Source organism: Shewanella sp. 433, assembly GCF_059338565.1.
The window spans coordinates 3,062,497-3,087,204 of sequence record NZ_CM181703.1 but is presented as its reverse complement, the minus strand read 5'-3'; the positions used below and the strand labels follow the sequence as shown (position 1 = coordinate 3,087,204).

At 39.4% G+C, this 24,708-nt stretch carries 19 protein-coding genes and 5 pseudogenes; 19 read left to right on the top strand and 5 right to left on the bottom strand.

Features of this window, described 5'->3' with window-relative positions; all coding sequences use genetic code 11:
* Positions 1-342 precede the first annotated feature (342 nt).
* The 12 genes and pseudogenes from AC5YB1_RS13675 to AC5YB1_RS13620 all read left to right on the top strand — a co-directional run bounded on the left by AC5YB1_RS13675 (position 343) and on the right by AC5YB1_RS13620 (position 13,104).
* Positions 343-1,461: pseudogene (locus AC5YB1_RS13675) on the top strand (ISAs1 family transposase).
* Between the two features lie 593 nt (positions 1,462-2,054).
* A complete protein-coding gene (locus AC5YB1_RS13670; protein ID WP_494519624.1) occupies positions 2,055-3,245 on the top strand; it encodes a lipopolysaccharide biosynthesis protein in 1,191 nt (396 codons plus the stop codon).
* Positions 3,230-4,168 (top strand): hypothetical protein, encoded by a 939-nt coding sequence (locus AC5YB1_RS13665; protein ID WP_494519623.1) that lies wholly within the window; start codon positions 3,230-3,232, stop codon positions 4,166-4,168. Before AC5YB1_RS13670 ends, AC5YB1_RS13665 begins: the two co-directional genes overlap by 16 nt.
* Positions 4,162-5,313: a hypothetical protein gene (locus AC5YB1_RS13660; protein WP_494519622.1), complete on the top strand. Its 1,152-nt coding sequence runs from the start codon at positions 4,162-4,164 to the stop codon at positions 5,311-5,313. Before AC5YB1_RS13665 ends, AC5YB1_RS13660 begins: the two co-directional genes overlap by 7 nt.
* Positions 5,314-5,430: 117 nt before the next feature.
* On the top strand, positions 5,431-6,177 hold the full coding sequence (locus tag AC5YB1_RS13655) for a glycosyltransferase family 2 protein (RefSeq protein ID WP_494519621.1): 747 nt from the start codon (positions 5,431-5,433) through the stop codon (positions 6,175-6,177).
* Complete coding sequence (locus AC5YB1_RS13650; RefSeq protein WP_494519620.1) at positions 6,174-7,097, top strand: NAD-dependent epimerase/dehydratase family protein; 924 nt, start codon at positions 6,174-6,176, stop codon at positions 7,095-7,097. Before AC5YB1_RS13655 ends, AC5YB1_RS13650 begins: the two co-directional genes overlap by 4 nt.
* 3 nt (positions 7,098-7,100) lie before the next feature.
* On the top strand, positions 7,101-7,655 hold the full coding sequence (locus AC5YB1_RS13645) for a sugar transferase (RefSeq protein WP_494519619.1): 555 nt from the start codon (positions 7,101-7,103) through the stop codon (positions 7,653-7,655).
* A gap of 23 nt (positions 7,656-7,678) precedes the next feature.
* A complete protein-coding gene (locus tag AC5YB1_RS13640; protein ID WP_494519618.1) occupies positions 7,679-8,845 on the top strand; it encodes a nucleotide sugar dehydrogenase in 1,167 nt (388 codons plus the stop codon).
* 386 nt (positions 8,846-9,231) lie between these two features.
* Positions 9,232-11,178, top strand: a complete 1,947-nt coding sequence (locus AC5YB1_RS13635) for a polysaccharide biosynthesis protein (protein WP_494519617.1) — start codon at positions 9,232-9,234, stop codon at positions 11,176-11,178.
* Positions 11,179-11,248: 70 nt separating this feature from the next.
* Positions 11,249-12,127 (top strand): UTP--glucose-1-phosphate uridylyltransferase GalU, encoded by an 879-nt coding sequence (gene galU / locus AC5YB1_RS13630; protein WP_494519616.1) that lies wholly within the window; start codon positions 11,249-11,251, stop codon positions 12,125-12,127.
* 62 nt (positions 12,128-12,189) lie between these two features.
* Positions 12,190-12,546 (top strand): annotated as a pseudogene (locus AC5YB1_RS13625) (transposase); the annotation flags it as partial.
* A 123-nt stretch (positions 12,547-12,669) separates the two neighbouring features.
* Positions 12,670-13,104 carry a plasmid pRiA4b ORF-3 family protein gene (locus AC5YB1_RS13620; protein ID WP_494521641.1) on the top strand — a complete coding sequence of 145 codons (435 nt, stop codon included), beginning with the start codon at positions 12,670-12,672 and terminating at the stop codon, positions 13,102-13,104.
* Here AC5YB1_RS13620 and AC5YB1_RS13615 read toward each other — a convergent pair.
* A pseudogene (locus tag AC5YB1_RS13615) lies at positions 13,040-14,247 on the bottom strand (IS3 family transposase); the annotation flags it as partial. The gene AC5YB1_RS13620 and the pseudogene AC5YB1_RS13615 sit on opposite strands and share 65 nt — an antisense overlap.
* Positions 14,248-14,314: 67 nt before the next feature.
* On the opposite strand from AC5YB1_RS13615, the gene AC5YB1_RS13610 reads away from it, so the two are divergent.
* Both AC5YB1_RS13610 and AC5YB1_RS13605 read left to right on the top strand, forming a co-directional pair.
* A protein-coding gene (locus AC5YB1_RS13610; RefSeq protein WP_494519615.1) for an IS3 family transposase occupies positions 14,315-15,417 on the top strand; the annotation gives its coding sequence in 2 pieces (ribosomal slippage) (positions 14,315-14,579 and positions 14,579-15,417; 1,104 coding nt in all).
* A 29-nt stretch (positions 15,418-15,446) separates the two neighbouring features.
* Positions 15,447-15,944, top strand: a complete 498-nt coding sequence (locus AC5YB1_RS13605; RefSeq protein WP_494519614.1) for an SGNH hydrolase domain-containing protein — start codon at positions 15,447-15,449, stop codon at positions 15,942-15,944.
* Positions 15,945-16,077: 133 nt separating this feature from the next.
* Here the strand turns inward: AC5YB1_RS13605 and AC5YB1_RS13600 are convergent.
* Positions 16,078-16,299, bottom strand: a pseudogene (locus AC5YB1_RS13600) (IS66 family transposase); the annotation flags it as partial.
* A gap of 378 nt (positions 16,300-16,677) precedes the next feature.
* Here AC5YB1_RS13600 and rfbB point away from each other — a divergent pair.
* From rfbB to AC5YB1_RS13575, 5 genes are all read left to right on the top strand, one after another.
* Positions 16,678-17,754: a dTDP-glucose 4,6-dehydratase gene (gene rfbB / locus AC5YB1_RS13595; RefSeq protein ID WP_494519613.1), complete on the top strand. Its 1,077-nt coding sequence runs from the start codon at positions 16,678-16,680 to the stop codon at positions 17,752-17,754.
* Positions 17,751-18,626 (top strand): glucose-1-phosphate thymidylyltransferase RfbA, encoded by an 876-nt coding sequence (gene rfbA, locus AC5YB1_RS13590; RefSeq protein WP_494519612.1) that lies wholly within the window; start codon positions 17,751-17,753, stop codon positions 18,624-18,626. The genes rfbB and rfbA overlap by 4 nt, the downstream gene beginning before the upstream one ends.
* Before the next feature lie 8 nt (positions 18,627-18,634).
* A complete protein-coding gene (rfbD, locus tag AC5YB1_RS13585) occupies positions 18,635-19,519 on the top strand; it encodes a dTDP-4-dehydrorhamnose reductase (RefSeq protein WP_494519611.1) in 885 nt (294 codons plus the stop codon).
* A 10-nt stretch (positions 19,520-19,529) separates the two neighbouring features.
* Positions 19,530-20,084, top strand: a complete 555-nt coding sequence (gene rfbC / locus AC5YB1_RS13580; protein ID WP_494519610.1) for a dTDP-4-dehydrorhamnose 3,5-epimerase — start codon at positions 19,530-19,532, stop codon at positions 20,082-20,084.
* Between the two features lie 220 nt (positions 20,085-20,304).
* Positions 20,305-21,084 carry a hypothetical protein gene (locus AC5YB1_RS13575; RefSeq protein WP_494519609.1) on the top strand — a complete coding sequence of 260 codons (780 nt, stop codon included), beginning with the start codon at positions 20,305-20,307 and terminating at the stop codon, positions 21,082-21,084.
* A 364-nt stretch (positions 21,085-21,448) separates the two neighbouring features.
* On the opposite strand, the pseudogene AC5YB1_RS13570 reads toward AC5YB1_RS13575, so the two are convergent.
* The 3 genes and pseudogenes from AC5YB1_RS13570 to AC5YB1_RS13560 form a co-directional block, all read right to left on the bottom strand.
* Positions 21,449-21,773, bottom strand: a pseudogene (locus AC5YB1_RS13570) (transposase); the annotation flags it as partial.
* Between the two features lie 949 nt (positions 21,774-22,722).
* Positions 22,723-23,088 (bottom strand): hypothetical protein, encoded by a 366-nt coding sequence (locus tag AC5YB1_RS13565; protein WP_494519608.1) that lies wholly within the window; start codon positions 23,086-23,088, stop codon positions 22,723-22,725.
* A 255-nt stretch (positions 23,089-23,343) separates the two neighbouring features.
* Positions 23,344-24,426, bottom strand: a complete 1,083-nt coding sequence (locus AC5YB1_RS13560; protein ID WP_494519607.1) for an ISAs1 family transposase — start codon at positions 24,424-24,426, stop codon at positions 23,344-23,346.
* Positions 24,427-24,708: the final 282 nt, after the last annotated feature.

The window sequence follows — 24,708 nt, the reverse complement described above, 5'->3', positions numbered from 1 at the left end:
TAATACCCAAGATTTTTCGGAGTGATAATTTCAAAGCTGACAAGCCCATTTGTGCAATTTCGATTATCTAAGACTTTCGCTATAAGGCAAAGTTAACCATAAATTACCTAGAATTACTTTCTGACTATTTGTGTTTTTTCATTTTGCTAAGATTCTTTGGTAGGTATCAGCGACTTCGGTAATAGCCTTTCAGATTTCTTAAAATTACTTATGGTTCCCCTTCACCTAACACCATCGCCAAGGCGAGAGTGTGAACATAATTTGAGCTATTAGGGTTGTGTTCGCTCAAATAGCTGGACGGGCGATAGCTGTGATCTTATGCTCTCTTTTGTGGAGAGCCCTATGAACTCCGGTGCATTTCAACAGTTCTTTAGTTCCTTAGAAGATCCTCGTCAGTCAGCCAAAGTCGATCATCTATTTACTGATAATTTTTTCCTCGTGGTTTGTGCCTCAATAGCTGGGCACAAGGTTGGGAAGATATCGAAGGTTTTGGCGATCTCCACTTTAACTGGTTTGCCAAAAAAGGCCTGTTTAAGAATGGATTACTTGTTCATGATACTATTGCTCGAGTCATATCGAGAATAGATAGCGAGTAGTTTCAGTATTGCTTTATCGACTGGATGAAGTCTGTTGTTGAGTTATCCGACGGTCAGCTTATTGCGATAGATGGTAAACGGCGATGTGGTTCATATAATTGCGAGAATAGACTGTCAGCCATCCACATGGTAAATGCCTTCGCAACAGAAAATAACGTCATGCTTGGGCAAGTTAAAACCGAAAGTCAATCGAATGAAATTACGGCCATTCCCGCATTACTGGCGTTGTTGGATATAAAAGGTTGTCTGATATCAATAGATGCCACGGGATGTCAGACAGATATCGCCGAACAAATTATTGAGCGGGGGTGGAGATTATTTACTTGCCGTAAAAGGTAATCAAAAAACACTGCATAATGTCGTTCGTAAGGCGCTTGGTAGCGAGATTGACGAAGAAGTGCTTTGCTTAGAGAAGCAGCACGGACGTAACGAAGCCAGAGCCTATTGTGTTATGGACGCAGGCAGCTTAGCCGACGCTTTCCTTGAATGGAAAGGGCTTAAAAGTATTGGTGTTGCGTTAAGCTATCGTCGAACAAAAAGCGGCAATGAACCCCTTGAGTACCGTTGTTACATCAGTTCAGCCAAACTGAGTAAGGCTCGTTTTGCCAATACAGTACGCAGCCACTGGGTGGTTGAAAATAGCCTGCGTTGGTTATTGGACGCGTCGATGAAGGAAGACTAATGTCAAATATAGAGGCAGTGCGGCGGAGGTATTGTCCGGAGCAAGGAAGATAGCGTTGAATATGCTTCGAGCGGAAACAACTCGAAAAATCAGTATCCCACGCAAACAGAAGCGTGCACATGGCAGCCTGATTATCTGGAGAAGGTACTAACAGCAGGTTTAAAGACGTTGGATGATATTTAAGCATTCATGCTCTCACCCTGACACCATCGCCAGAGTAATGGACATGATTAATCCCAATGAAATGCAGATTGGATGAATAATTCTTATCAGTTAACTAGAAGTGAATTGATAGTCATTAATGGTAAGACGCTTAGAGGTTCAAACAATAAATCTCGTGGACAATCAGTCATATATATGATTAACGTATTTGCTACTGCGAATGGTGTGTTTCGCTTAATCTGAGGTGTACCAATTCTTAAGTTGTAGAAAATAGAAACGATGCATGATGGATTTAGTAATACTTGAAGCTTTAATAAAGTCATGACTTAGCAACTAGAAGGAAAATAAAATAATCATGCAATCCCCTTTGAAAAATCCACAGTAACTCAATAGTTTGAAGAATATTATGATTTAATAAGGTCATTTGTAAATTTGATGGGTTTGTTTCTAAACAAAAAATAAAATACGAACAAATGGCTTTGCAAGTTATCTATAATAGAAACTTAGTCGATGCTTGTAATAAGTTGGATTTTAAGTGGTGCAGTTGCATGCTGAATGATTTTTTTGATTATTAGAGGTTGTGATGTTTATACTATTTGCACTGGTGTTTTTGAATGTTTAAGAATGCATTTTATTATCTATTTTTTGATGGTGTTAATAAGCTAATACCCTTTATTGTTGCTCCTCTGATATCTGCGGTCTTAGGTATTTCAGCTTTTGGAGAGTACTCAACAAAATTAGTTGTTTATAATCTTTGTATAGTTATGTTTGGCTGGGGAGTTAATTCTTATGCATTAGTCGAGTATTCAAAAAACAAGAATGAATTTCAAATTTTTACTGACTGCTCTTCTATAATAGTTAGGAATTTCATTATATTACTACCATTAATAATACTCTTGTCCTTTATTTTCGATGGCTTGCCAATCTATGAATGTTTAGGTATTTCTATATCGTCGTTTGTTTTTTGTTTTGTTCAAGTAAAATTATCCGAACTACAGTCTAAAAATAGAGTGTTTGAGTTTGGGCTTGTAAACTTGTCATTAACGTCTATGTTAATGATATCAGTATTGATATCTATTTATATTTTGGATTCTATTTATTATCTATGGACTATAAATAGCTTGTTATATTTGACTCACTTAATATTTATAGGCTATGGTCCAAAAAACACTTCATTCAAAAAGAACTGCAATAAGTTAGTTTCGAGCTTTTGCTTGCATCAATTACCACATTTGTTGTCAAATTGGGTAAGGTTAGGTGTAGATAGGATATTTTTAGCATTATTCTTATCTTCAACTGATGTTGGTATTTACTCTATAGCCTTACAGTACGGACTAGTTTTGAGTGTTATTAGTCAATCTTTGAACAGAGCATGGACACCATTTTTATTTAAAAAGTTAAGTTTGGGGGGGGGGGAATTCACAATTAGAAGGAGTGTCATTATAATATCGCTGTTAATTATTTCTATTAGTATATTGTTATACTTCCCCAGCATTTATAGTTTGGCGTTTATCTTTCCTGATTTTGATTTGAAACATAGCTATTTAATTGGTATGGTTCTAGTTGGATACTGTTTTCATGGGATTTACCTTCTAAATTCAAATTATTTGTTCTATTTTGATAAGACAAAAGAGCTATCAAAGGCATCTGTATTAACTACTTTAATTCATAGTATATGTTCTTTTATTTTGATCCCTGTTTATGGTTTTGATGGCGCCGTGATTGCACTGTCTGTTGGTTGGTTTTTTCAAGTTGTTTTCTTATTCATTTTATTAAGGTCATATAAAACATGGTCGGTTTATTAGGATTGATAGAGTCTCCGTTACAACTGGATAATTTTTTAAGTTATCTTAAATATTCTAAATGTAAAAATGCATCAGTTATCGTAAGGCTTAACGGAAATGCTAAAAATGACAACTTACTTGAAAATCGTTTAAATGAAATATCAAAAACTTATGATGTTAAAGTTTCGTATAAGAAATTTATAGTTCGCCCTGGAAGCATTAAAATATTTTTTCTTTTTTTCTATGCATTATTTATATGTTTATTTATTAAGCCCAAAACCGTCATAATTGGTGATTATAGAAGTATTTGGAATAAGTATTTGTTTTTTTTGTTCTCTAAAAAATCCAAGTTTGTTTTTGTTGACGATGGATTGGCAACTTTGGCTGTCTATGAAAAAATATCAACTCTTGTTAGTGTTAATATGAACCTGGTGTTTTATACTTGCTTTGACTTGAAAGGTTTTAGTAACTTAAAAGTTATTAAAACTAATAACCATTCTATAAAATTGCATCTCATTCAAGATAAGCAGATAGGTATACTCATAGGTTCTCCTTTAGTTGAAAAAGAAATTGTAGACAAAAGTACTTATATTAAGTTGTTACTTGAAGTTATAAGAGATAATGAATGCGAATTAACCTATTGTTATCATAGGTCCGAGTTTTTGTTTTCAGAATCAGATTTGTTGGATTTAGGTTTTGTTGGTGTTATCAGATTGGATTGTTCTTTTGAAGATGCCTTAAAAAATGGTTTAATAAAACATTATAATGTTCTGGGCTTTTATTCAACAGCTCTGGTTAATACTGCACTAAGTTTTGAAGGGGTAAAGTTAACTTCATATATAATCCCCGAACGCTATCTTCTAAACAATAAGGAGAATATCAAGGAAGTATATAGATATCTATCAGCCCTCAATGATATCGAAGTTAAAAAATGTTTATGTTGATTTTAATTAATTTCTTATTTTTATTTATGACTCTGTTTGCTATCAGATTTATAAGTAGGAGAAGTATCTCATTATTCTTTTTGTGGGGTGCTTTAATAATTTTTGTGGTTCCATTTAACTATACAATGCTAGGTGGACAAACTTATAGATCTTTTACTCCTGAAATTGAAGTTGATTTTTTTATAATTTCATTGATATCAATGTTTTTTATATTCTTTCTTTTGCTTTTTCAAGTATTGTTGAGTTCGGGGCGGAGTGTTGGAATATGTTATGATGGTATTGACCGTTCCATCAAATTTGAATTTTTGTCGTTCGGTTTGGTTGTTTTGTGTTTACTTTATTTTTTATACTATTTCGATGATTGGCCGTTGCTAAAAGTATTATCTGGTGCAGAATGGGAAAGGCCTGATATTGTAAAAGGAGGTTTTAAAGGCTTCTTTTTTATGAGTGTGATATTTCAGGTTGTTTTACCATCGATTTTTTTCTATTTCTATCAGAGAAAAGTGCATAATAATTTAACTTTATTTTTAATTTTTGTTTTCGTTTCCTTTTTTCTAATAGTTGGTGGCAATAAAGGGATTTACCTTTACTTCATTATTTTTTTTATTTTTGTTGCTAGAGATTCAATACCTTTTTTACAGTTAGCATGTATTTTTCTTCTGCTTGCCTTTTTTTATGCCTTAATGAAGGGGGTGGCTTTTGATTACGAAACATTTTCAGGTTACATTTTAGAGTCAGCGTTCAGAAGAGTTTTTTTAACTCAAGGCATGGCAACACCTAATGTTTTACAGATGTACCTAGACGCTTTTGACTTTAGCTTGCTAAATTCAGATGAACTTAAGTATATTCTCTTTTATAAGATATATGGTTATTCACCAGGTTCAATGCCGTTGTATTTTTCGGTTGAGTCATATGTACGCTTTGGTTATTTAGGTTTATTTACAATAAGCCTTGTTGTATTGCTGTTTAAGGTAATAGCACTGACTGCTTCAGAGAGTCAAAAGCTACTAAGTGTCTCTTGGTGTTTTTATTATTCATTTTACATTCTGATTATGTCAGGGATTGCACAGTCAAACTTTTATCGGTTAGTTGTTGTCGTTCTTTTTGCTATTCTTAGTTCATTTTTGCTACGTAGACGAACTTAAATTACTTTCTGTCTAGGTCTTTGGAATTTGGTCATTGTATAAGAATCTTGTATATTTACTTTGATCATATTAGTCAATGTTAATTTTTTTTGGATAGAAAAATAGGAAATATTGAAGATGGAAAATCCTTTAGTATCAATCATAATGCCGTCTTTTAACTCGGAATCTACTATTGCCGAAAGTATCGAAAGTGTACTGTCACAATCATATGTTAACTGGGAGTTAATTGTTACGGATGATAAATCCAACGATAACACTATTACAATAGTCAAAGAGTTTGTAAAAACTGACTCCAGGATTAAATTACATGTTTTAGAAAACAATTGTGGTGCGGGAGTGGCTAGAAATAATTCAATAAAACACTCAAATGGTCGATTTATTGCTTTCTTAGACTCTGATGATTTATGGATAGAGGATAAATTAGAGGTTCAAATAAACTTCATGTTATTGAATAAAGTTCCATTTAGTTTTACATATTACGAAAAGTTTACCAGTGATGGAAACAAAGGCACTGTTTATGCCCCTGACACCGCTAGTTACAACTCATTACTCTATAATAACGTAATAGGTTGTTTAACTGCTGTTTATGATGCAAGTGTTATTGGGAAGTGCTACATGCCAACAATCAGAAAGAGGCAGGATTTAGGACTTTGGCTTTTTATTTTGCGTAAAGGGTATGTAGCTAAATGCGTGCCACACGTATTAGCGAAGTATAGGCTAGATACTGGAATGACTAAAAACAAATTTACAGTTTTAAAGTACCAGTGGGATTTTTATAGAGAGGTAATTAATCTTAATATTTTGAGTTCTATGTATAATTTTATTTTGTACGCTTTTTATGGTGTGGTTAAATATTTAAAATGAAAATATTAGTTACCGGTTCAACAGGTTTTATTGGGCGTCATTTACACATTTATTATCCAGAATTAGTTAAAACAGTGAGATTTTCTTCCTTAGATGTTGAAGGTGGTGAGTCAAAAGGTGTTTTTATATCGAGTATTTTAAAAGATACTGAGTATCAAGAACAACTATATGATATCAATTCAATCATACACCTTGCTGGTTTAGCTCACTCTAGTTCTTACACTGCAGAGGAGTATCAAGAGGTCAATGTTGAAGGGACTCTAAAACTCGCGATGGCGGCTGCAAAAGCTAGAGTTAAGCGATTTGTGTTTGTAAGTAGTATTAATGTAAGTGGTACGTCAACTTTTTTAAAACCATTCTCAACTACTTCATTTTCTGAACCTAAAACTGATTATGCCTGCTCAAAGTATGAAGCCGAATTAGGTCTAAAAAAAATTTCACAAGAAACTGGGCTGGAAATAGTAATAGTTAGACCAACTTTGGTATATGGCCCTTGTGCTCCAGGTAACTTTGGAATGTTAACTTCGCTTGTCAATAAGCTCCCGCTTTTGCCTTTTGGCTTAGCCAATAATCGAAGGGATTTCATTGCTGTTCAAAATTTAGCAGATTTATTGGTTACCTGTGCTAAGCACCCTGCCGCGGCTGGTCGTATTTTTTTAGCAAGCGACCGCGAAACTGTATCGATTAAAGAATTTACTAATGCAATTGCTAAAGGGCTTGGTAAGAAGGTTTTCCAGCTCCCAATCCCGATCACTTTAATGCATTTAGCCGGAAAGTTGTTTGGCAAATCGGATATGATTGAACAACTATACGGCAACTTGGAAGTAGACTCCTCTAACCTCAAAGACGTATTAGGCTGGACCCCCCCACTAACAATGAAGCAAGCAATGGGAACATTGCGTGATACTGGAGCTAAATAATATATGATTCGTCTTTTAGATTTCGTAGCTGCCTTTTTGGGCTTGCTTTTACTATGGCCGATTTTATTGTTCGTTACCATTATAGGTCTGTTTGATACTGGCTCACCAATTTTTGTGCAAGAACGTGTGGGACGTAATAAAAAGCCTTTTAAATTGATTAAGTTTCGCACTATGTCGGTTAAGACAAAGTCAGTAGCGAGTCATCTCGCAAGTAATGCCTCAATTACTAAGATGGGAGCATTTCTGCGCAAGACTAAAATTGATGAACTGCCACAATTGATCAATGTGTTGAAAGGTGAAATGAGTTTAGTTGGACCGCGCCCTAACTTGTTTAATCAACATGAGTTAATACAAGAGCGTGATGCGCAAGGTGTATATGATGTTCTGCCTGGTATAACTGGCTTAGCCCAAGTACAAAATATTGATATGTCTACACCGAAATTGTTGGCAGAAACTGACAAGCAGATGATAGATAGTCTAAATGTTAAAGATTACTTTAAGTACATTATGATGACTGTGGCAGGCAGTGGTTCTGGTGATGCTGTAAAGCCTAAATAGTTCTAATTGGAAGATAAATTATAATGAAAATTGCTGTAGCAGGTACAGGTTATGTAGGGTTATCAAATGCTATGCTTTTGGCACAAAACCATGAAGTTGTAGCTGTCGATATCATTCCAGAAAAAGTAGAGATGCTCAATGAAAAAAAATCTCCAATTGTCGATGTTGAAATTGAACACTTCTTAGCTAATAAATCATTAAACTTTAAAGCTACACTCGATAAAGAAGTTGCATATAAAAATGCCGAATATGTCATTATCGCGACACCTACAGATTATGATGTTGAAACAAATTATTTCAATACATCATCAGTAGAAGCAGTGATTAAAGATGTGATGACCATAAATCCTAATGCTGTTATGGTTATTAAATCAACTGTGCCAGTGGGTTATACCGCTCGCATTAAAGCAGAGTTGGGATGTGAAAATTTAATCTTTTCACCAGAATTTTTACGGGAAGGTCGTGCTTTATACGATAACTTGCATCCGTCTCGTATTATTGTTGGTGAGCGCTCTGAACGGGCTCAAGTGTTTGCTAATTTATTAGTCGAAGGAGCTGTAAAAGAGAACATAGAAGTACTTTTTACTGATTCTACAGAAGCTGAAGCAGTTAAGTTATTTTCTAATACTTATCTTGCACTTCGTGTTGCTTATTTTAATGAGCTAGATTCTTATGCTGAATCGCATGGTTTAGACTCACGTCAAATTATTGAAGGTGTGGGGTTAGACCCACGAATTGGCAATCACTATAATAATCCCTCATTTGGTTATGGTGGTTATTGTTTGCCTAAAGACACTAAGCAGTTACGCGCTAATTATGCAGATGTCCCTAACAACATCATAAGCGCGATTGTTGAATCTAATACCACTCGTAAAGACTTTATTGCTGAATCAATTTTAAAGCGCAACCCTAATCGTGTTGGTATTTATCGACTCATTATGAAGTCGGGTTCGGATAACTTTAGGGCATCAAGTATTCAGGGCATCATGAAGCGCTTGAAAGCGAAAGGCATTGAAGTGGTTGTGTATGAACCTGTTTTGCACGAAGATGAATTCTTCCACTCTAAAGTGATTAAATCACTAGAAGACTTTAAAGCGGGTTGCGATGTGATTGTGTCAAACCGGATGGTGGATGAAATCCGTGATGTCGCAGATAAAGTTTATACACGAGATTTATTTGGCTCTGATTAGTATTCATTGTCAGTCCCAAAAAATTGTTAGCTCAAAAGTAGAACATTGACTCCTATCTATTCGACATGTGACGCTAGGGTATTGTTTTACAAGCCTTAGCGTTTTTCATTCCTGTCTCAAAATTTAAAAATGGCGAAAAAATCTGTCTCATGGTGTTTTTGGGGACTGTAATTCTTTATGTAAATTGTGGGTTATTTTACATGATCCGCAATCCGCAATCCGCAATCCGCAATCCGCAATCTCGAAGCTAGATTTTCCTCCCGTTCTGATCTTTAATAGCATGTGCATCGTGAGTGATTATGCTAGTATGTTGGCCAGCTTTATTCGTCATGAATGCCTGTATTTAAGATGTATACATTATGAAATTTATTGATTTGGAGCGAAAAATGGATTTTTTGCAAAGCTTGTTTGGTTTAAAACGCGCGCAAAAACGTGCTGTTAGTCTCGTTATTGATTCTTTATTTTTAGTTGTCGCTTTCTGGGCTGCTTTATTTGTTAGAGTGGATGAGTTAGCTGTTTTTGGTGATAGTACTTATTGGTTATTAATCGCATTAGTGGTGCCCGTTAGTATTTTTGTCTTTATGCGCTTAGGACTATATAGAGCAGTGCTTCGCTATATGGGGCTGCAGGCAATGACCGCCATATTAGGTGGGGTGCTTATTTCTACTTTATGGTTAGTCATTGCAGCCTATTTTACTCACGCTCAATTACCTCGAACCGTACCTATCATATATGCCTCATTTGCATTAGTGTTTATCGGTGGTGCTCGTGCTTTGGTACGCTCGATGGTTGGTGTCGGTATGAAGCGTGTCGGTGAGCCTGTTATTATTTACGGCGCCGGAGTGAGTGGTCGGCAGTTGCTGTCTTCTCTTGTTCAAAGTCACGAATATTATCCTTTTGCGTTTGTTGATGATGATGAGCATTTGCATGGTAGCGTGATCCAAGGGGTTCATGTTCATTCCCCTTCAATCATACGTAAGTTAGTTAAACAAAAGTCCGCAACTAAAATATTACTTGCGATGCCAAGTGCACCTCGTTCTCGTCGTCAGACTATTTTAACCCAATTAGAACCTCTGGCGATGCAAGTGCTGACTGTGCCTGCAATGGCAGACTTAGTCAGTGGTAACAAGCTATATAGCGATATAAAAGAAGTTGAAATTGATGATTTACTGGGGCGAGATTCAGTAACACCTCGAGATGATCTGTTAGCGGCTAACATTCTGGGTAAAGTAGTTATGGTGACAGGTGCTGGCGGCTCTATAGGCTCAGAGCTTTGTCGTCAAATATTAAAGCAATCACCTAAAAAGCTGGTTTTATTTGAATTGTCTGAGTTTGGTTTATATTCAATAGAGCGTGAACTGAGTCTTACCGCAAAAGAGCTTGGTTTAGATGTTGAGATATACCCTATCATGGGCTCTGTTCAACGCGAAAATCGCGTGCAAGCCGTGATGGAAGCTTTCGGCGTGCAGACTGTTTATCATGCAGCAGCCTACAAGCATGTTCCACTGGTAGAGCACAATGTCGTAGAAGGTGTGCGCAACAATGTATTTGGTACGCTTTATACCGCCCGAGCTGCTGTTGCCGCTAAGGTTGAAACCTTTGTTCTCATTTCAACCGATAAGGCGGTCCGTCCAACCAATGTGATGGGTACGACTAAGCGGATGGCAGAGTTAGCACTTCAGGCATTATCTAAAGAGACTGAGCAAACTCGCTTTTGTATGGTGCGCTTTGGCAATGTACTAGGTTCATCTGGATCTGTTGTGCCACTATTTCGTAAGCAGATTGCGAATGGTGGCCCTGTAACCGTAACACACCCTGAAATAACCCGTTTCTTTATGACCATTCCCGAGGCATCACAACTTGTGATTCAAGCGGGCGCGATGGGTAAAGGCGGTGATGTGTTTGTGCTCGATATGGGCAAGTCGGTTAAAATCGTTGATTTAGCGTCTAAAATGATTCGCTTGAGCGGTTATGAAATTAAGGATGAACAACATCCTGATGGCGATATCGCTATCGAATTTAGTGGGTTACGCCCTGGTGAGAAGTTATACGAAGAGTTGCTTATCGGTGATGATGTAACAGGCACTGAGCACGAACGCATCATGACGGCTAATGAATCTTATTTATCATGGAGTGAACTCGAAATTATTCTCAATCGATTGGATAACGCATGCCATGAGTTTCAGCATGAAGTGATTCGAGATATTTTGCTCAGTACTCCTACTGGTTTTAATCCTACCGATGGTATCTGCGACTTAGTTTGGCAGCAGCGTAATAACCATACTCAAGTTAATGCTCTCGTTGACAATAAAGTGATTCCTTTCGTTTCATAATTATTTTTATTCTTTTTTAATAAACTCCCCCATAACGAGGGGGAGTTTTCTTTTATGAGATTTATTCTATATGAAGGTTGTTATCCCCGTTGCTGGTCTTGGCACACGCATGTTACCCGCCACTAAAGCCATTCCTAAAGAGATGTTGCCGCTTGTTGATAAGCCGCTTATTCAATATATCGTCAATGAATGTGTGGCAGCAGGTGTTAAAGAGGTTGTGCTGGTTACTCATGCCAGTAAAAATGCTATCGAAAACCATTTTGATACTTCTTACGAACTAGAATCAACGCTAGAGAAGCGTGTTAAACGTCAATTACTTGATGAAGTACAATCTATTTGCCCTAAAGATGTGACCATTATGCATGTGCGTCAAGGTGAGGCTAAAGGCCTTGGTCATGCGGTGTTATGTGCTAAACCTTGTATTGGTAACAACCCGTTTGCAGTGGTTCTCCCTGATGTGATTTTGGATGAGTATAGTGCTGACCAAAAAACTGAAAACCTGGCTGCGATGATAGCGCGTTATAAAGCCACATTAGCCAGCCAAATTATGGTTGCGCCAGTGCCTGAAAACGAAGTGAATAAGTATGGCATCGCCGATTGCAACGGTTCGGCTATCGCTGCGGGTGAGTCCGCTACGATTAAGGCTATGGTAGAAAAGCCTGCAGTTGATGAGGCTCCGTCTAATCTTGCTGTTGTAGGTCGTTATGTACTGTCAGAAAAAATTTGGGAACTACTCGCTAGAACCCCTGCGGGTGCTGGCGATGAAATACAGCTAACAGATGCTATTGATATGCTCATTGAGCAAGATACCGTTGAAGCATTCCATATGACCGGTGAATCACATGATTGTGGTGATAAATTGGGTTATATGAAGGCATTTGTGTCGTATGGACTACGTGATAAAAAACTCGGCACCGAATTTAAAGCGCTTGTGAGTGAATTACTCTAGATAGCTCTTCTTAATCAAAAAAAACAACTCATTATGAGTAGGTTTTTTTCGGGGGGATTACCGAAGCTGCGGAGTTAGCATTAGATGAGCTGGAGGTTAAATGGGGGGATGCTTACCCATTAGTTATCAACTCATGGCGCCGAAAGTGGCAAAATTTATCGCACTACTTTAAGTATCCTGAGCACATCAGAAAAGTGATTTACACCACCAATGCGGTGGAAGCAGTGCATCGTCAATTTAGGAAATTAACCAAAACCAAAGGCGCTTTTCCTAATGAAAATAGCTTGTTGAAGCTACTTTATACTGGCATATTGAACGCATCGAATAAATGGACAATGCCCATTCACAATTGGAGCCTTTGTTTATCTCAATTAGCGATTTATTTTGAAGGACGTTTAGACAGCGTGCTAGAGATTTAAACTTAGCCTGACACCGAATTTTGAACGGCCTCCGAATTTTTGCAAAATCACAGTGACCCGAACGTTTTTGCCGTTTTCGCATAATTAAGTTGAGTTTGTAATTCAGGAGCAGCAGTGACAACTATGTATCAAAAGATTTTTCGGTTTAGAGTTTCATTGACGGGGAGTGAGCCGGAAATTTGGCGCGAGATTGACGTTCCAGATCATTACAATTTTTGGGAGCTGCACATTGCCATTCAAGATGCGATGGGGTGGCTTGACTATCATTTACATGAATTCTCTCCACGTAAGTCTGGTCCAACAAAGGGAATGAGAATTGGACTTCCTGAGTCAGAGTATGATGAGAGCACTGTTGCCGGTTGGGAGTTTTCCATCAAAAAATACTTTACCGCTTTGGGAAACACCATAGATTACGTATACGACTTCGGTGATGGCTGGCATCATGAAATCACCTCGGTGTTTTTCAAGGTAGTTGGCACTCTTTACTTAAATTTTAAGCTACATTTCTTGTTTCAGTTTCAGACTCTTTTTCTGGGTTCAACACTACCTCACCGATAACGTCACAGTTCCTTATACCGTTTGGCCAGCGTTTAGGATTTCTTGAACTTGCTTCTTCTAGTACCTCCTTACGCTTAGATAAAATCGCTTTATCTTGCATCGCATGTCGCTCACTCGGTGATACAAAATTGAGCTTACTGTGCTTATGTTTGGTATTGTACCAAGTCACAAACTCTTCTACCCATTCCCGTGCCTCGGTGATGTTTTTAAAGCCAGAGCTAGGCCATTCCGGCCGATACTTTAAGGTTCTGAATAATGCTTCGGAGTAAGGATTGTCATTGCTTACGCTTGGTCTACTTAACGAAGCGGTAACACCTAACTCTTCAAGCTTGGCTTTCATCGTCAATGACTTCATCGGAGCACCGTTATCAGAGTGCAGTACTAACGGTTTTTTGAAGCATTGCTCACGTAGCATATTGCGCTGCATTAACTCGGCCGCTAGCTCACCACATTCTCGGTCATGGACTTCATAACCCACTATCTTACGGCTATAAATATCCTCAAACATATACAGATAATAAAAGCGCCCTTTGATGACCGAGGCTAAATAAGTAATATCCCAAGACCATACTTTGTTTGGCCCATCTGCAACGTAAGCATCTGGTTTGCTTCTTTTTGTTACGCCTTGGCTTCGCCCACGCCGATTTAATTGTTCATTGGCTTTTAACACTCGATAAAAACTCGACTCTGAAGCGATATAGACCCCCTCATCAAGCAGTGTCGGCACGATTTGTGAGGGAGGTAGGCTTGCAAACCTTACCTCATTAGAGGTTGCCAATATCTGCTCTTGCTCATCATCATTAAGCTTGTTAGCAGGCGCCCGTCTTACTGCCGTAGGCCTTAAATCAGCCTGCACTTTTCCTGCTCGATACCAGCGGCGATACGTCCGTTTACTTAACTCTGCTTCAGCGCAAGCTTTGTAAAGACGCGCACCGTGGGCATAAGCTTCTTGTATTAAATCCACCAGTGTTATGCGCTTAGGCAAAGGCGTTAACTCTCCTCGCTGTCGTCCTCCCAAAGCGCATTGAGCTTTTTTCTAAGCACCAGTAAAGCTGCAGCTTCAGCGAGTGCCTTCTCCTTATAACGTAATTCTCGTTGCAGGGATTTTATTTCTGCCTTGTCTGATTTGGCTTGCTGCTGTAACCCTCCCTTAAAATCAGAATGTTTTAAATAGAGTTTTCCATTTACACTAAACCAAATGGAGAATCACATGAAAAAGACACGTTTTACTGAAAGCCAAATTATCAACATCCTCAAAGAAGGCGAGTCTGGTGCACAGACTGTGCCTGAGTTATGTCGCAAACATAATGTAGGTCAAAGTACCTATTACAAATGGAAATCTAAGTACGGTGGGATGCAAGCCTCTGACTTAACCCGTATGCGGGAATTAGAAGCCGAGAACGCCAAACTTAAAAAGATGTTTGCTGATGTCAGCTTACAAAATATGGCACTCAAAGATATTGTTGAAAAAAAGCTATAAGGCCAGCAGAACGAAAGGTATTAGCCCACTATGCCATTAATGAATTTGGCCTAGGTGTTGTGCTGGCTTGTGATGCGTTAAACATCAGTCGTTGCACATATTATTATCAACTTAAACGTATAGATGATAATGATATTATTGAGGCAGTATCAGACATTGCTGAAAAACATAAGGCCTATGGGTTTCGGAAGATATTTAAGCGGCTACGGCTCCTAGGCCATAAATGGAACCATAAACGTGTGTACCGTATTTATTGTGGTTTGAAGCTTAACTTACGGCGTAAAGGTAAAAAGCGCTTACCTTCTCGAGAGCCTGAGCCACTGGCCGTTCCAGCAAAGGCTAATGAATGCTGGTCTATGGATTTTATGAGTGATAACTTATTTTCAGGCAAGTCTTTCAGAACATTTAATGTCATTGATGATTATCATCGTGAAGCGTTAGCCATCGAAGTGGACTCGAGCTTACCTGCACAGAGGGTTATACGCGTGCTGGATAGAATCGCAGCCTACCGTGGTTACCCAAAGCGATTAAGGCAAGATAATGGGCCAGAATTTATCTCACATGCACTTGAGATATGGGCTGAAGAACATGGCATCAAGTTAGATTTTATTAAGCCAGGAAAACCAACGCAAAATGCGTATATTGAGCGATTCAACCGCACTTATCGAAATGAAGTATTAGACTGTTACTTGTTCAATAGCTTGACTGAAGTAAGGGAAATCACAGATAGTTGGATTGAAGAATATAATTATGATCGGCCACATGAATCACTGAATGATTTACCGCCTAAATTATATGAGCGATTAATTGAGGAAAACTCTCTCAAAATATGATCGATATAAGGGAGGGTTACAAGATCCCCGTGATATTAATCTCTCGAGTAACGGGGAGTATTTATGGCTATAACGAAACGCAAGAGTTTCGTAACACGCCAGTGATCTACTTTGGTGATAATCCAGAACAAACTCGCGAAGAGGTTTACCGAGATTTCGTGATTAAACAGACCGAAACAGTGTGTCAATTAAGCCAATTTCGTCCAGTGTATCTGGTGCGCCCTTTTCCAGAAATGGATGTTGATGTACCTAAGGCTCTCGCCCGAAATTTAATGTTTGCTAAGTCTCACCGAGATATTGTTATTACCGAGCAAGCGTATATGCAGCGTCATGCACTTATTTGGCAAGCGCAAGATAAAGCAGCGGAAGCTTGTGGTGCTAAGGTACTTAATCCATTGCCTTATCTTTGTGTCAATGGGGAGTGTATGGGAAGTAAGAGGGGGCGATCGCTTTATTATGATACTAACCACTTGAGTGAATACGGTAATAAATTTCTGACACCGATGTTTAAACCTTTATTTCAATAATATGGTCAATTCGTCGCCCCTAGTTGGAATACACATGGGAGCGCTCGCATGATCTTAAGGGCATTACATCTGTTTGATGTGATGCTCTTTTCACATTTTAGCAATTGACTGGTAAGGTGTGAGCTTATTGAGCTCACAGTAATTGCTCCACCAAGCAGTGTTCGATGTAATCGAACTGATTTAGCCCGTTGACTTTTGCGGTTTCTATCATGCTGCATAAAACTGCACTCGCTTCAGTCCCATGATGATTGTGATCGAACAATCAATTTTTTCGCCCTATCACAAACGGTTTTACGGCACGTTTTGCAGGGTTGTTGAGATGAAGTCGGCTATCTTCAGTGAAACTACTCAGCTTTAACTATTAATTGAGTCTACCAAACATGACTGAAGCCATTGTATGACTTCAACTACATAGCTGGTGGGTAAAGTAGCTGGGAAAGCCCATGCTCCATTGTTATTTTGCAAGATTATTGAAGCTGCGGTATTAAGTTACGGGTTAACTGGCCTTGCATATTCAACAGCGAGTGCATAAAGTGCGGGCTCAGTTAACTGAAGGCGCACTTCGCTGGACGTTTACTATCGAGCAATACACAAAACTGTCTAGCGATGCGAGAATAGTCAGCACTACTCAAATGTTTCGATTCATAATGCTCTTTCTGATGTAAATCTCGTTAGAGCATTGATATTGATTTAAGTAAAACTTTACCTTAATGGGCTGTAAGGAAGTACGTAAATGAAATTTTTAATTACTGGGGGGGCGGGTTTTATTGGCTCTGCAGTTATTCGGCATATTTTAAAAAATACTGATAACTCAGTAGTTAATGTCGACTGTTTAACTTATGCTGGTAACTTAGAATCCCTAATTGATATTGATCAAGACGAGCGCTATGCATTTGAACTCGTTAATATTTGTGATCGCGCCGAGCTTGAACGAGTTTTTACCGAACATAAGCCGGATGCAGTTATGCACCTCGCGGCTGAATCTCATGTTGATCGCTCAATCACAGGGCCTGCTGCTTTTATTCAGACCAATATTTTCGGAACCTTTACTTTGCTCGAAGTAGCACGAGCATATTGGCAACAGTTACCAGATACGGCCAAGCAAGTTTTCCGTTTTCATCATATCTCGACCGACGAAGTATATGGCGATCTAGAGGGCACCGATGACTTATTTATCGAAACCACGCCTTATCAACCTTCAAGCCCTTATTCAGCGTCTAAAGCCTCTAGCGATCATCTTGTTCGTGCTTGGACAAGAACCTATGGTTTCCCGGCGATTGTGACTAATTGTTCTAATAATTATGGTCCTTATCATTTTCCTGAAAAACTCATCCCATTGATGATCCTCAATGCCTTAGAGGGCAAGTCGTTACCGGTTTATGGTGATGGTATGCAAATTCGAGATTGGCTCTATGTCGAAGACCATGCTCGTGCACTCTATAAAGTGGTCACAGAGGGCGTTGTGGGTGAAACCTATAATATTGGCGGTCACAATGAGAAGGCTAATATTGAGGTGGTTAATACCATTTGCAGTTTACTTGAAGAGTTAGTCCCCCATAAACCTCAAGGTGTAGCTTTGTATGCTGATTTAATTACTAAGGTCGCAGATCGCCCAGGCCATGATGTTCGCTATGCTATAGACGCGTCGAAGATCGAACGCGAGCTTGGCTGGACACCGCAAGAGACGTTTGAGTCGGGCATGCGTAAAACCGTTGAGTGGTATTTAGCTAATAAACAATGGTGGTCGCGAGTGCTAGACGGCTCATACGCGGGTGAGCGTTTGGGTACGTTAGCTGGAGTCGATAAATGAAAGGCATAGTATTAGCTGGTGGTTCAGGGACGCGTTTATATCCACTGACGCGCGGCGTCTCTAAACAATTACTGCCCATTTATGATAAACCCATGGTGTTTTATCCTATTTCAATCCTCATGTTGGCCGGTATTCGCGAGATATTAATCATCTCGACACCAGAAGATTGTGATAGCTTTAAGCGTTTATTGGGTGATGGGGCTGACTTTGGTGTCCAGTTTGAGTATGCCGTACAACCTAGCCCTGATGGACTGGCGCAAGCGTTTATCATAGGTGAAGACTTTATTGGCGATGACTCGGTGTGTTTAGTGTTAGGTGACAATGTTTTCTATGGACAGTCCTTTTCTAAAACGTTGCAGAGTGCGGCAAAACGTGACGTTGGAGCCACAGTATTTGGCTATCAAGTGAAAGATCCTGAGCGCTTTGGTGTGGTTGAGTTTGATGATGAGATGAAAGCGGTGTCGATTGAAGAAAAGCCTCTCAATCCCAAATCTAACTATGCGGTAACAGGTCTGTATTTCTTTGATAATCGCGTGGTAGACATGGCAAAACAGGTTATGCCCTCTGAGCGCGGAGAACTTGAAATTACCGCTATCAATGAGATGTACCTTAACGACGGCTCACTCAATGTTGAGTTACTCGGTCGTGGATTTGCTTGGCTTGATACCGGGACTCACGAAAGCCTGCATGAAGCCTCTTCTTTTGTTCAAACCATTGAAAATGTGCAGGGGCTTAAAGTGGCGTGTTTAGAAGAGATAGCTTGGCGTAATGGCTGGCTGACGAGTGAGCAGGTGTTAAACATTGCTAAGCCTATGATGAAAAATGAATATGGCCAATATCTTACTCGGCTCGTTACAGAGAAAAACAGGTAATTTTATAGATGAAAATACTGGTTACTGGCTGTAATGGCCAAGTCGGTCGCAGTTTAACAAGGTTGCTTGCTCAACGTGACGATGTGGTGGTGATTGCTGCCGATAGAGATACCTTAGATATTACCGATAACAGCGCGGTAGAGGCGTTTGTATTGGCTAATGTCCCCGATATTATTATTAATGCCGCGGCGTACACCGCGGTCGATAAAGCGGAAGGTGAGGTTGAGTTAGCGTTTGCCATCAATAGTGATGGCCCTAAGTTTTTAGCGTTAGCTGCACAACAGATAGGTGCGGCGTTATTGCATATTTCCACCGATTATGTCTTTGCTGGTGATAAACAGGGGCTTTATCAAGAAAGTGACAGCCCAGCCCCGCAAAGTGTTTATGGCAAGAGTAAACTTGCTGGTGAGCGTGCCGTCATGCAGTCGTGTGATAAACATATCATTATGAGAACCGCTTGGGTGTTTAGTGAGCATGGTAATAACTTTGTCAAAACCATGCTTCGCCTAGCCGACATGCGCGACAGTTTGAGCATAGTGGGCGATCAGTTTGGCGGCCCAACGTATGCCGGCGATATCGCAAGTGCGCTGATCACCATCGCCGATGCGATTGCTACGCAAGAGCAGGTTGAATATGGTGTTTATCATTATTCAGGTTTACCGCATGTGAGTTGGTATGAGTTTGCCGACGCTATATTTGATATTGCGGTTAATGAGTCGGCTATCTCTAACAAGCCCAACTTAACTTCGATCCCCACTCAAGAATACCCCACACCAGCCAAGCGCCCAGCTAATTCAATGTTAGATACGGCTAAAATTACCCAGCACTTCGGTATCGAGGCGAGCGACTGGAAACAGGCGCTTAATACCAATATACACGCATATAAAGGTTGATAGTTACGTTATGAAGGTTATTGATACAGCGATCCCAGATGTAAAAATTATTGAGCCGACGGTATTTGGTGATGAACGTGGTTTCTTTATGGAAACTTGGCATCAACAGAAATTTGAGCAGCTAGTCACAGGTCAACCTACCGCTTTTGTGCAAGATAACCATTCTAAATCTAAAAAAGGGATTTTGCGTGGTCTGCATTACCAAACTGAAAATACTCAAGGAAAGTTAGTACGTGTCGTATCAGGTGAGGTGTTCGATGTCGCGGTTGATATTCGTAAAGGCTCACCAACGTTTGGCCAATGGGTAGGGGAATATCTATCGGCTGACAATAAACGCCAACTATGGGTGCCAGAAGGATTCGCCCACGGCTTTTATGTCACCAGTGACGAGGCGGAGTTTGTCTATAAATGCACTAACTTCTATCATCCTGAGAGTGAAATTTCGATCGCCTGGAATGATGCTGACATTGGCATAGCGTGGCCTATGAGTGCTGAATCACCCATACTCTCGAATAAAGATTCAACGGCAATGAGCCTGCAAGCATACATCAAAGCGCATTGTTAATCGGGTAAGCAATATGAGCTAGAGCAGCTTATTTGAATGACAGCCATCATAGCTAATCGTTTAAAGGTGAGTTGTAGGTGGGTGTCATTAGTTATGTTTTTTGCGTTATGTTATGAAGTTAACTTTCGAGTTTCAGCCATTTTCTACATTCAAATGACAAGTCTTATGGCTTAACTTTAAGTTATCTATCCTTTTGTTTTAATTGTTTTTTGGTCTTTTAATGAATAAAAAAGTTGTTGTATTAATCTTATCTACTACTCACTCTGTTTTTAATGAATTCAAAGTCGCAATTCGAAACACATGGATGCAAGATCTGAAGGAGGCGGGTGTACCTTGCTTTTTCTACGAGGGCGGGGCAGATAGTGCACATTTAGATAAGGATACTATTAAGCTTCCGTGTCCCGATACCTTACCTCACTGCGCCGAAAAATTACGTCTTGCGCTGCAGTTTGTCCATCAAGAACTGGGCGAAACTCAAATCCTCTACCGAACGAATCTCTCTTCCTTTATTGATGTGCCTGTCTTTTTATCGGTACTGGATAACATACGAGAGCCTGAAACTGCTTATCTAGGCTTAACGAGTAAAGCCAATCTTATTTCTGAGTATTTTTATGCTAATCAGACGCTTAAAAATATTGTGAGCAGTACGGGTCTACGAAATAACGTTTATATTTGCAGTGGTGCAGGGGTATTTGTTGGTCAAAAGCATATTAACTCCATCATGAATACTCATAGATACGACAGATATGTTGATGATGTGATGGTGCGTTTGTGTGTTGGTTATAATCCCGACCGCACAGCACATGTTGATCGCTTCGATTTTGTCTCAAAAAAAGATCCTCGCTGCAGCCAAGCCGTTTATGACGAAAGGGTTAACAATGGCTTATTTCACTATCGATTTAAAACAGATAACCGCGTTATCGATGCCCTAATGCTGCAGTTCTTTGCTGATCCCAAATTAAGGCAAAAAATGTGTATTAACCCTGAGATTGATGGTTAATCATTTGAGTCACTGGAGTTATGCGTGTCGATGTAATTACCAGCTATGTCAACTGTAGTAGCTCTGACTTGATCTGACAGTTACCCGTTTCGAAGGTATCCGTCAGCTTAAATTTGAGCTACTACACGTAATACACAGCTAACAAACGACTATAACGTCAATAACTTATTTACACGTAACCAATAAAATAATGACTTCTATCTCATGTTTTCAATGGTTACCTTGCTTTGGTTAATGCCATTATTCTTATACTTCCATCGCTCAGCAGTGATCAACAAGCTTGTCGGTCGGCAGTCCTCTATACTAGCTCGGTTAACGTCCATGAAGCGTATCAGTTAATGACAACATGGGCAGTGATGTGTTGTAACTTACGACACGTGCGACACCGTTTCATAGCGTGCTTGCGGGTTTCCATTCGCCTTCACCGTAAACCTTCAATCTAATTGAATCAACGACAAGGTGAGAAACGGGACCTATGCTGCGATTTCGATACTTAATCTCAACGATCTTTGCCCGTTTGCTTATACAGGTGTGATCCGGTGAAGTTAATGGCATACCCATCAGTTGAAACAGCGAATTAATCAAGCCTTCAGTTGCTCGCAGTGACGATTTAAAGATCCCTTTAAGCATCAGTGCCCTTTCAATGGCTGTATCATTGAGTTGAAACCTATATCACGACCGGCGTGATGAGTTTTACCGTGTTTTGTATTATAAAAATAGATATAGAATATAGTTAATGTACCTAACAGGGGCTGTATTAACGCCTGAACTGTCCTAGCTTCCACGTAGTCAGCGCCAGACATTCATACGAGCGCACCAAATCAGATAGCGCTTTACTGGTCTATTTCTACCAACGATTCTTGCGTCAAGCGATCACGCCCCTCTTCCTGAGCGAGCTATGCAGAAAGAGCTTGTTTACCTGTACCCGCCGCGTGAGCGTTCGAGTCGGGCTGTCATCTAATCAACTTTATAGGCCATCGTTAATGGCAAATATGCGGTCAGGACTCTCGTTGTTGCTTATGTCATGTTGCTTTTAATTGTAAACGGTTAATTAACTGCTTACTTAAATACAGAGGTGATGATATTACTTCTAATTAGGTGGCTAAATTTAGTTTAGCCACTACACACCAAAAGGCGTAATGAATTTCTGGTTAAAAACAGCGAATATACGTATGACAATAAATTCAGTTGGATATTGGTTGGGTTAATGAGTAGGTTTTTATTTATATGGGGTTATCGTGAAAATTGGTTTTGTATGGTTTTGTATGGTTTTGTATGGTTTTGTATGGTTTTGTATGGTTTTTATAGGTGTAGATACTATGTAATACTTACGGGCAAAGTTATTGTAGTTTCATAAATACTTTCTATTTTGTGGGTTTTGTCACTATTTTAATAAAAAGTTTATGCAGGGGCCAAAAAAGTCTCATAACTGAAATCAATCCCCACCGGTAATCCTCCCATTTTTAACCGCAGTTAAAAGTAGAAGTTAGGCTGCTATCAGTGGTTGTCTTGGCAGACTACAAAGTGAGATAAAATAAGGCGTAAATACGCCTTATTAAAAACAATAGCAAGATCAGTAGCTAGCTCCTTGTTAAGTATGAGGAGGTTGACTCTGTGTTACTTTAACCTGAGTTGTGGCTATAGTGTTGCGTGGACACGCACTGGTTTTGCCGTGGTGTTTTCTGCAGTTGCAGTAAATTGATGTGATTCAAATTCTGCAATGACAGGATTTTGCTCTTTATCCTGACCATTAATTTCAAGGTTAGTCATATTACCTTGCCGATCAATATCAAACTGAATATCAAATTTTTGTAAGCTGTTGGATTGATGAGTAATCAAATCCCAATTGATAGCTTTGTCTTTTATTACCCAATAGTGACTCAATTCAGAGGGGGTGACAGTGTATGTTGGGTTGGTTTGGCAGCCACTAAGACTCCCTGCCACGAGCAATAGTGCAGTCTTGAGCAGAAAAGACCTATTTCTTCCATAAAATATCGATTTCATATTGTTAATATTTTGTTTTATTTGGGTTTGCTTTAACGGATTATAACAACTTAATTGTGGAAGGTTAATAGATAGCGCAGGATGAAAGTCAAAAAATTGATCATTGACAGTTTTTAATTGGTGAAAGGGCGCTTTGTCGAGATTATAGTTGTAAGTTGTTGATTAACTAATTTAGGTATTTGTTGATGTGTTACATTTTATATATTAAACCGATCCATCTAGTGGCCAGGGCGGGATTAAACTTTGTTAAATCATTTAACCAAAGAAAATCTCGCTTCTAAAATCGCCATTCCATGCTGCTTTTCTTATCTTGGTTGGTTTACTGGCTTTTAGCGGATGCTGCTCTAAAAGGTTCAGCACGATACGCCGAAATAGCGCCATCTTCTTCGCGTTTTCATGGTCACCAATCCTTGAACAGTCTTCCCTAAAGGTGACGTCAAGCACCCAGTGTTGCTGGTTCTCGATGTGCCAATGCTGACGCACCGCTTTGGCTGCAAGTTCGATGTCTAGAGGCAAAGAACTTAAGTAATAATCCGTACTTATGGTGGTAATGCCTTTGCATGTTCGTTGACGTTCAACGGCAATGAGCGACTTTGCTGACGGCCACTTTTTCGCGAGCGCCTGCGGCAGCTTTGCTGAAATTTGAAATGTCGTGCGACGCTCTTTACGGCCATGCCCCTTATCATCCTCTTCGATACTCAAGATGTCGACGCCGTCGTTATCCCAGTGAGGTTGAAACTCCATCTCTATGGCCTGCCTCAGTAGCGGTTGATTGCCTTTTACCTGAACAACATAGTCGCCTTTAGCTTTGATAATTTGTTGAAGCGTTTCCCGCTGGCAGTGAAGTGCATCAAAGGTTACAACAGCGTCTTTAATGTCTAACATGTGCAATAACGTCTGAACCGTTGCGATTTCATTGCCTTTAGTCTGTGTATCTTGCTGATACAGCACAATTCCTTGTTCAGTATCAAAGGCCGAAACTAAGTGAAGCGCATTGTTAGCGCCATGTTGATTAACAGTTCCACGCAAGGTTTTGCCGTCAATAGCGATCAATGGCTTGGTTGAGGCTTCTCTTAAGCGATTTGCCCAACTAAAGAGTGTCATAACCAGTATTTCGGTATCGATCACTTTAATGATCCGAGCAATGGAATGTCGAGTAGGGATTCCGTTATCAAAATCTCGATGTTTACGCAGCCAAGATAGGTTCTCTTGGCCGAATTCTTCGATAGCTTGCCAGCCATCACAACCTGAAGCGATAGCGGCTAAAACGAGAAAAATAATATCAACTAAATCATGGTTTAGGTTGATGTGAGAGCGAGGGTCTTCGATGAGTTTCAAGTGTTCAAAGTAAGGACATGGATTAGGCTCAGTAGAATAACATGCCCGATCAGATCATGCAGATACGAAGAAGTTCCCTACTATTAACAAAGTATGATCCCGCCCTGGCCCGCCCTGGGCCTTACAGTAGCTAGGAAATCAGTATTGATTTAATTCGCTATTGCAACAAGATAAGGTATATTTTTCATAGTTAACTTTAAAAAATAAAGCTGTTTTAAGTCACAAATTAAATTATCATAAATTTACTTGTCTCACCATAATATGTTTATATGTTTATATGTT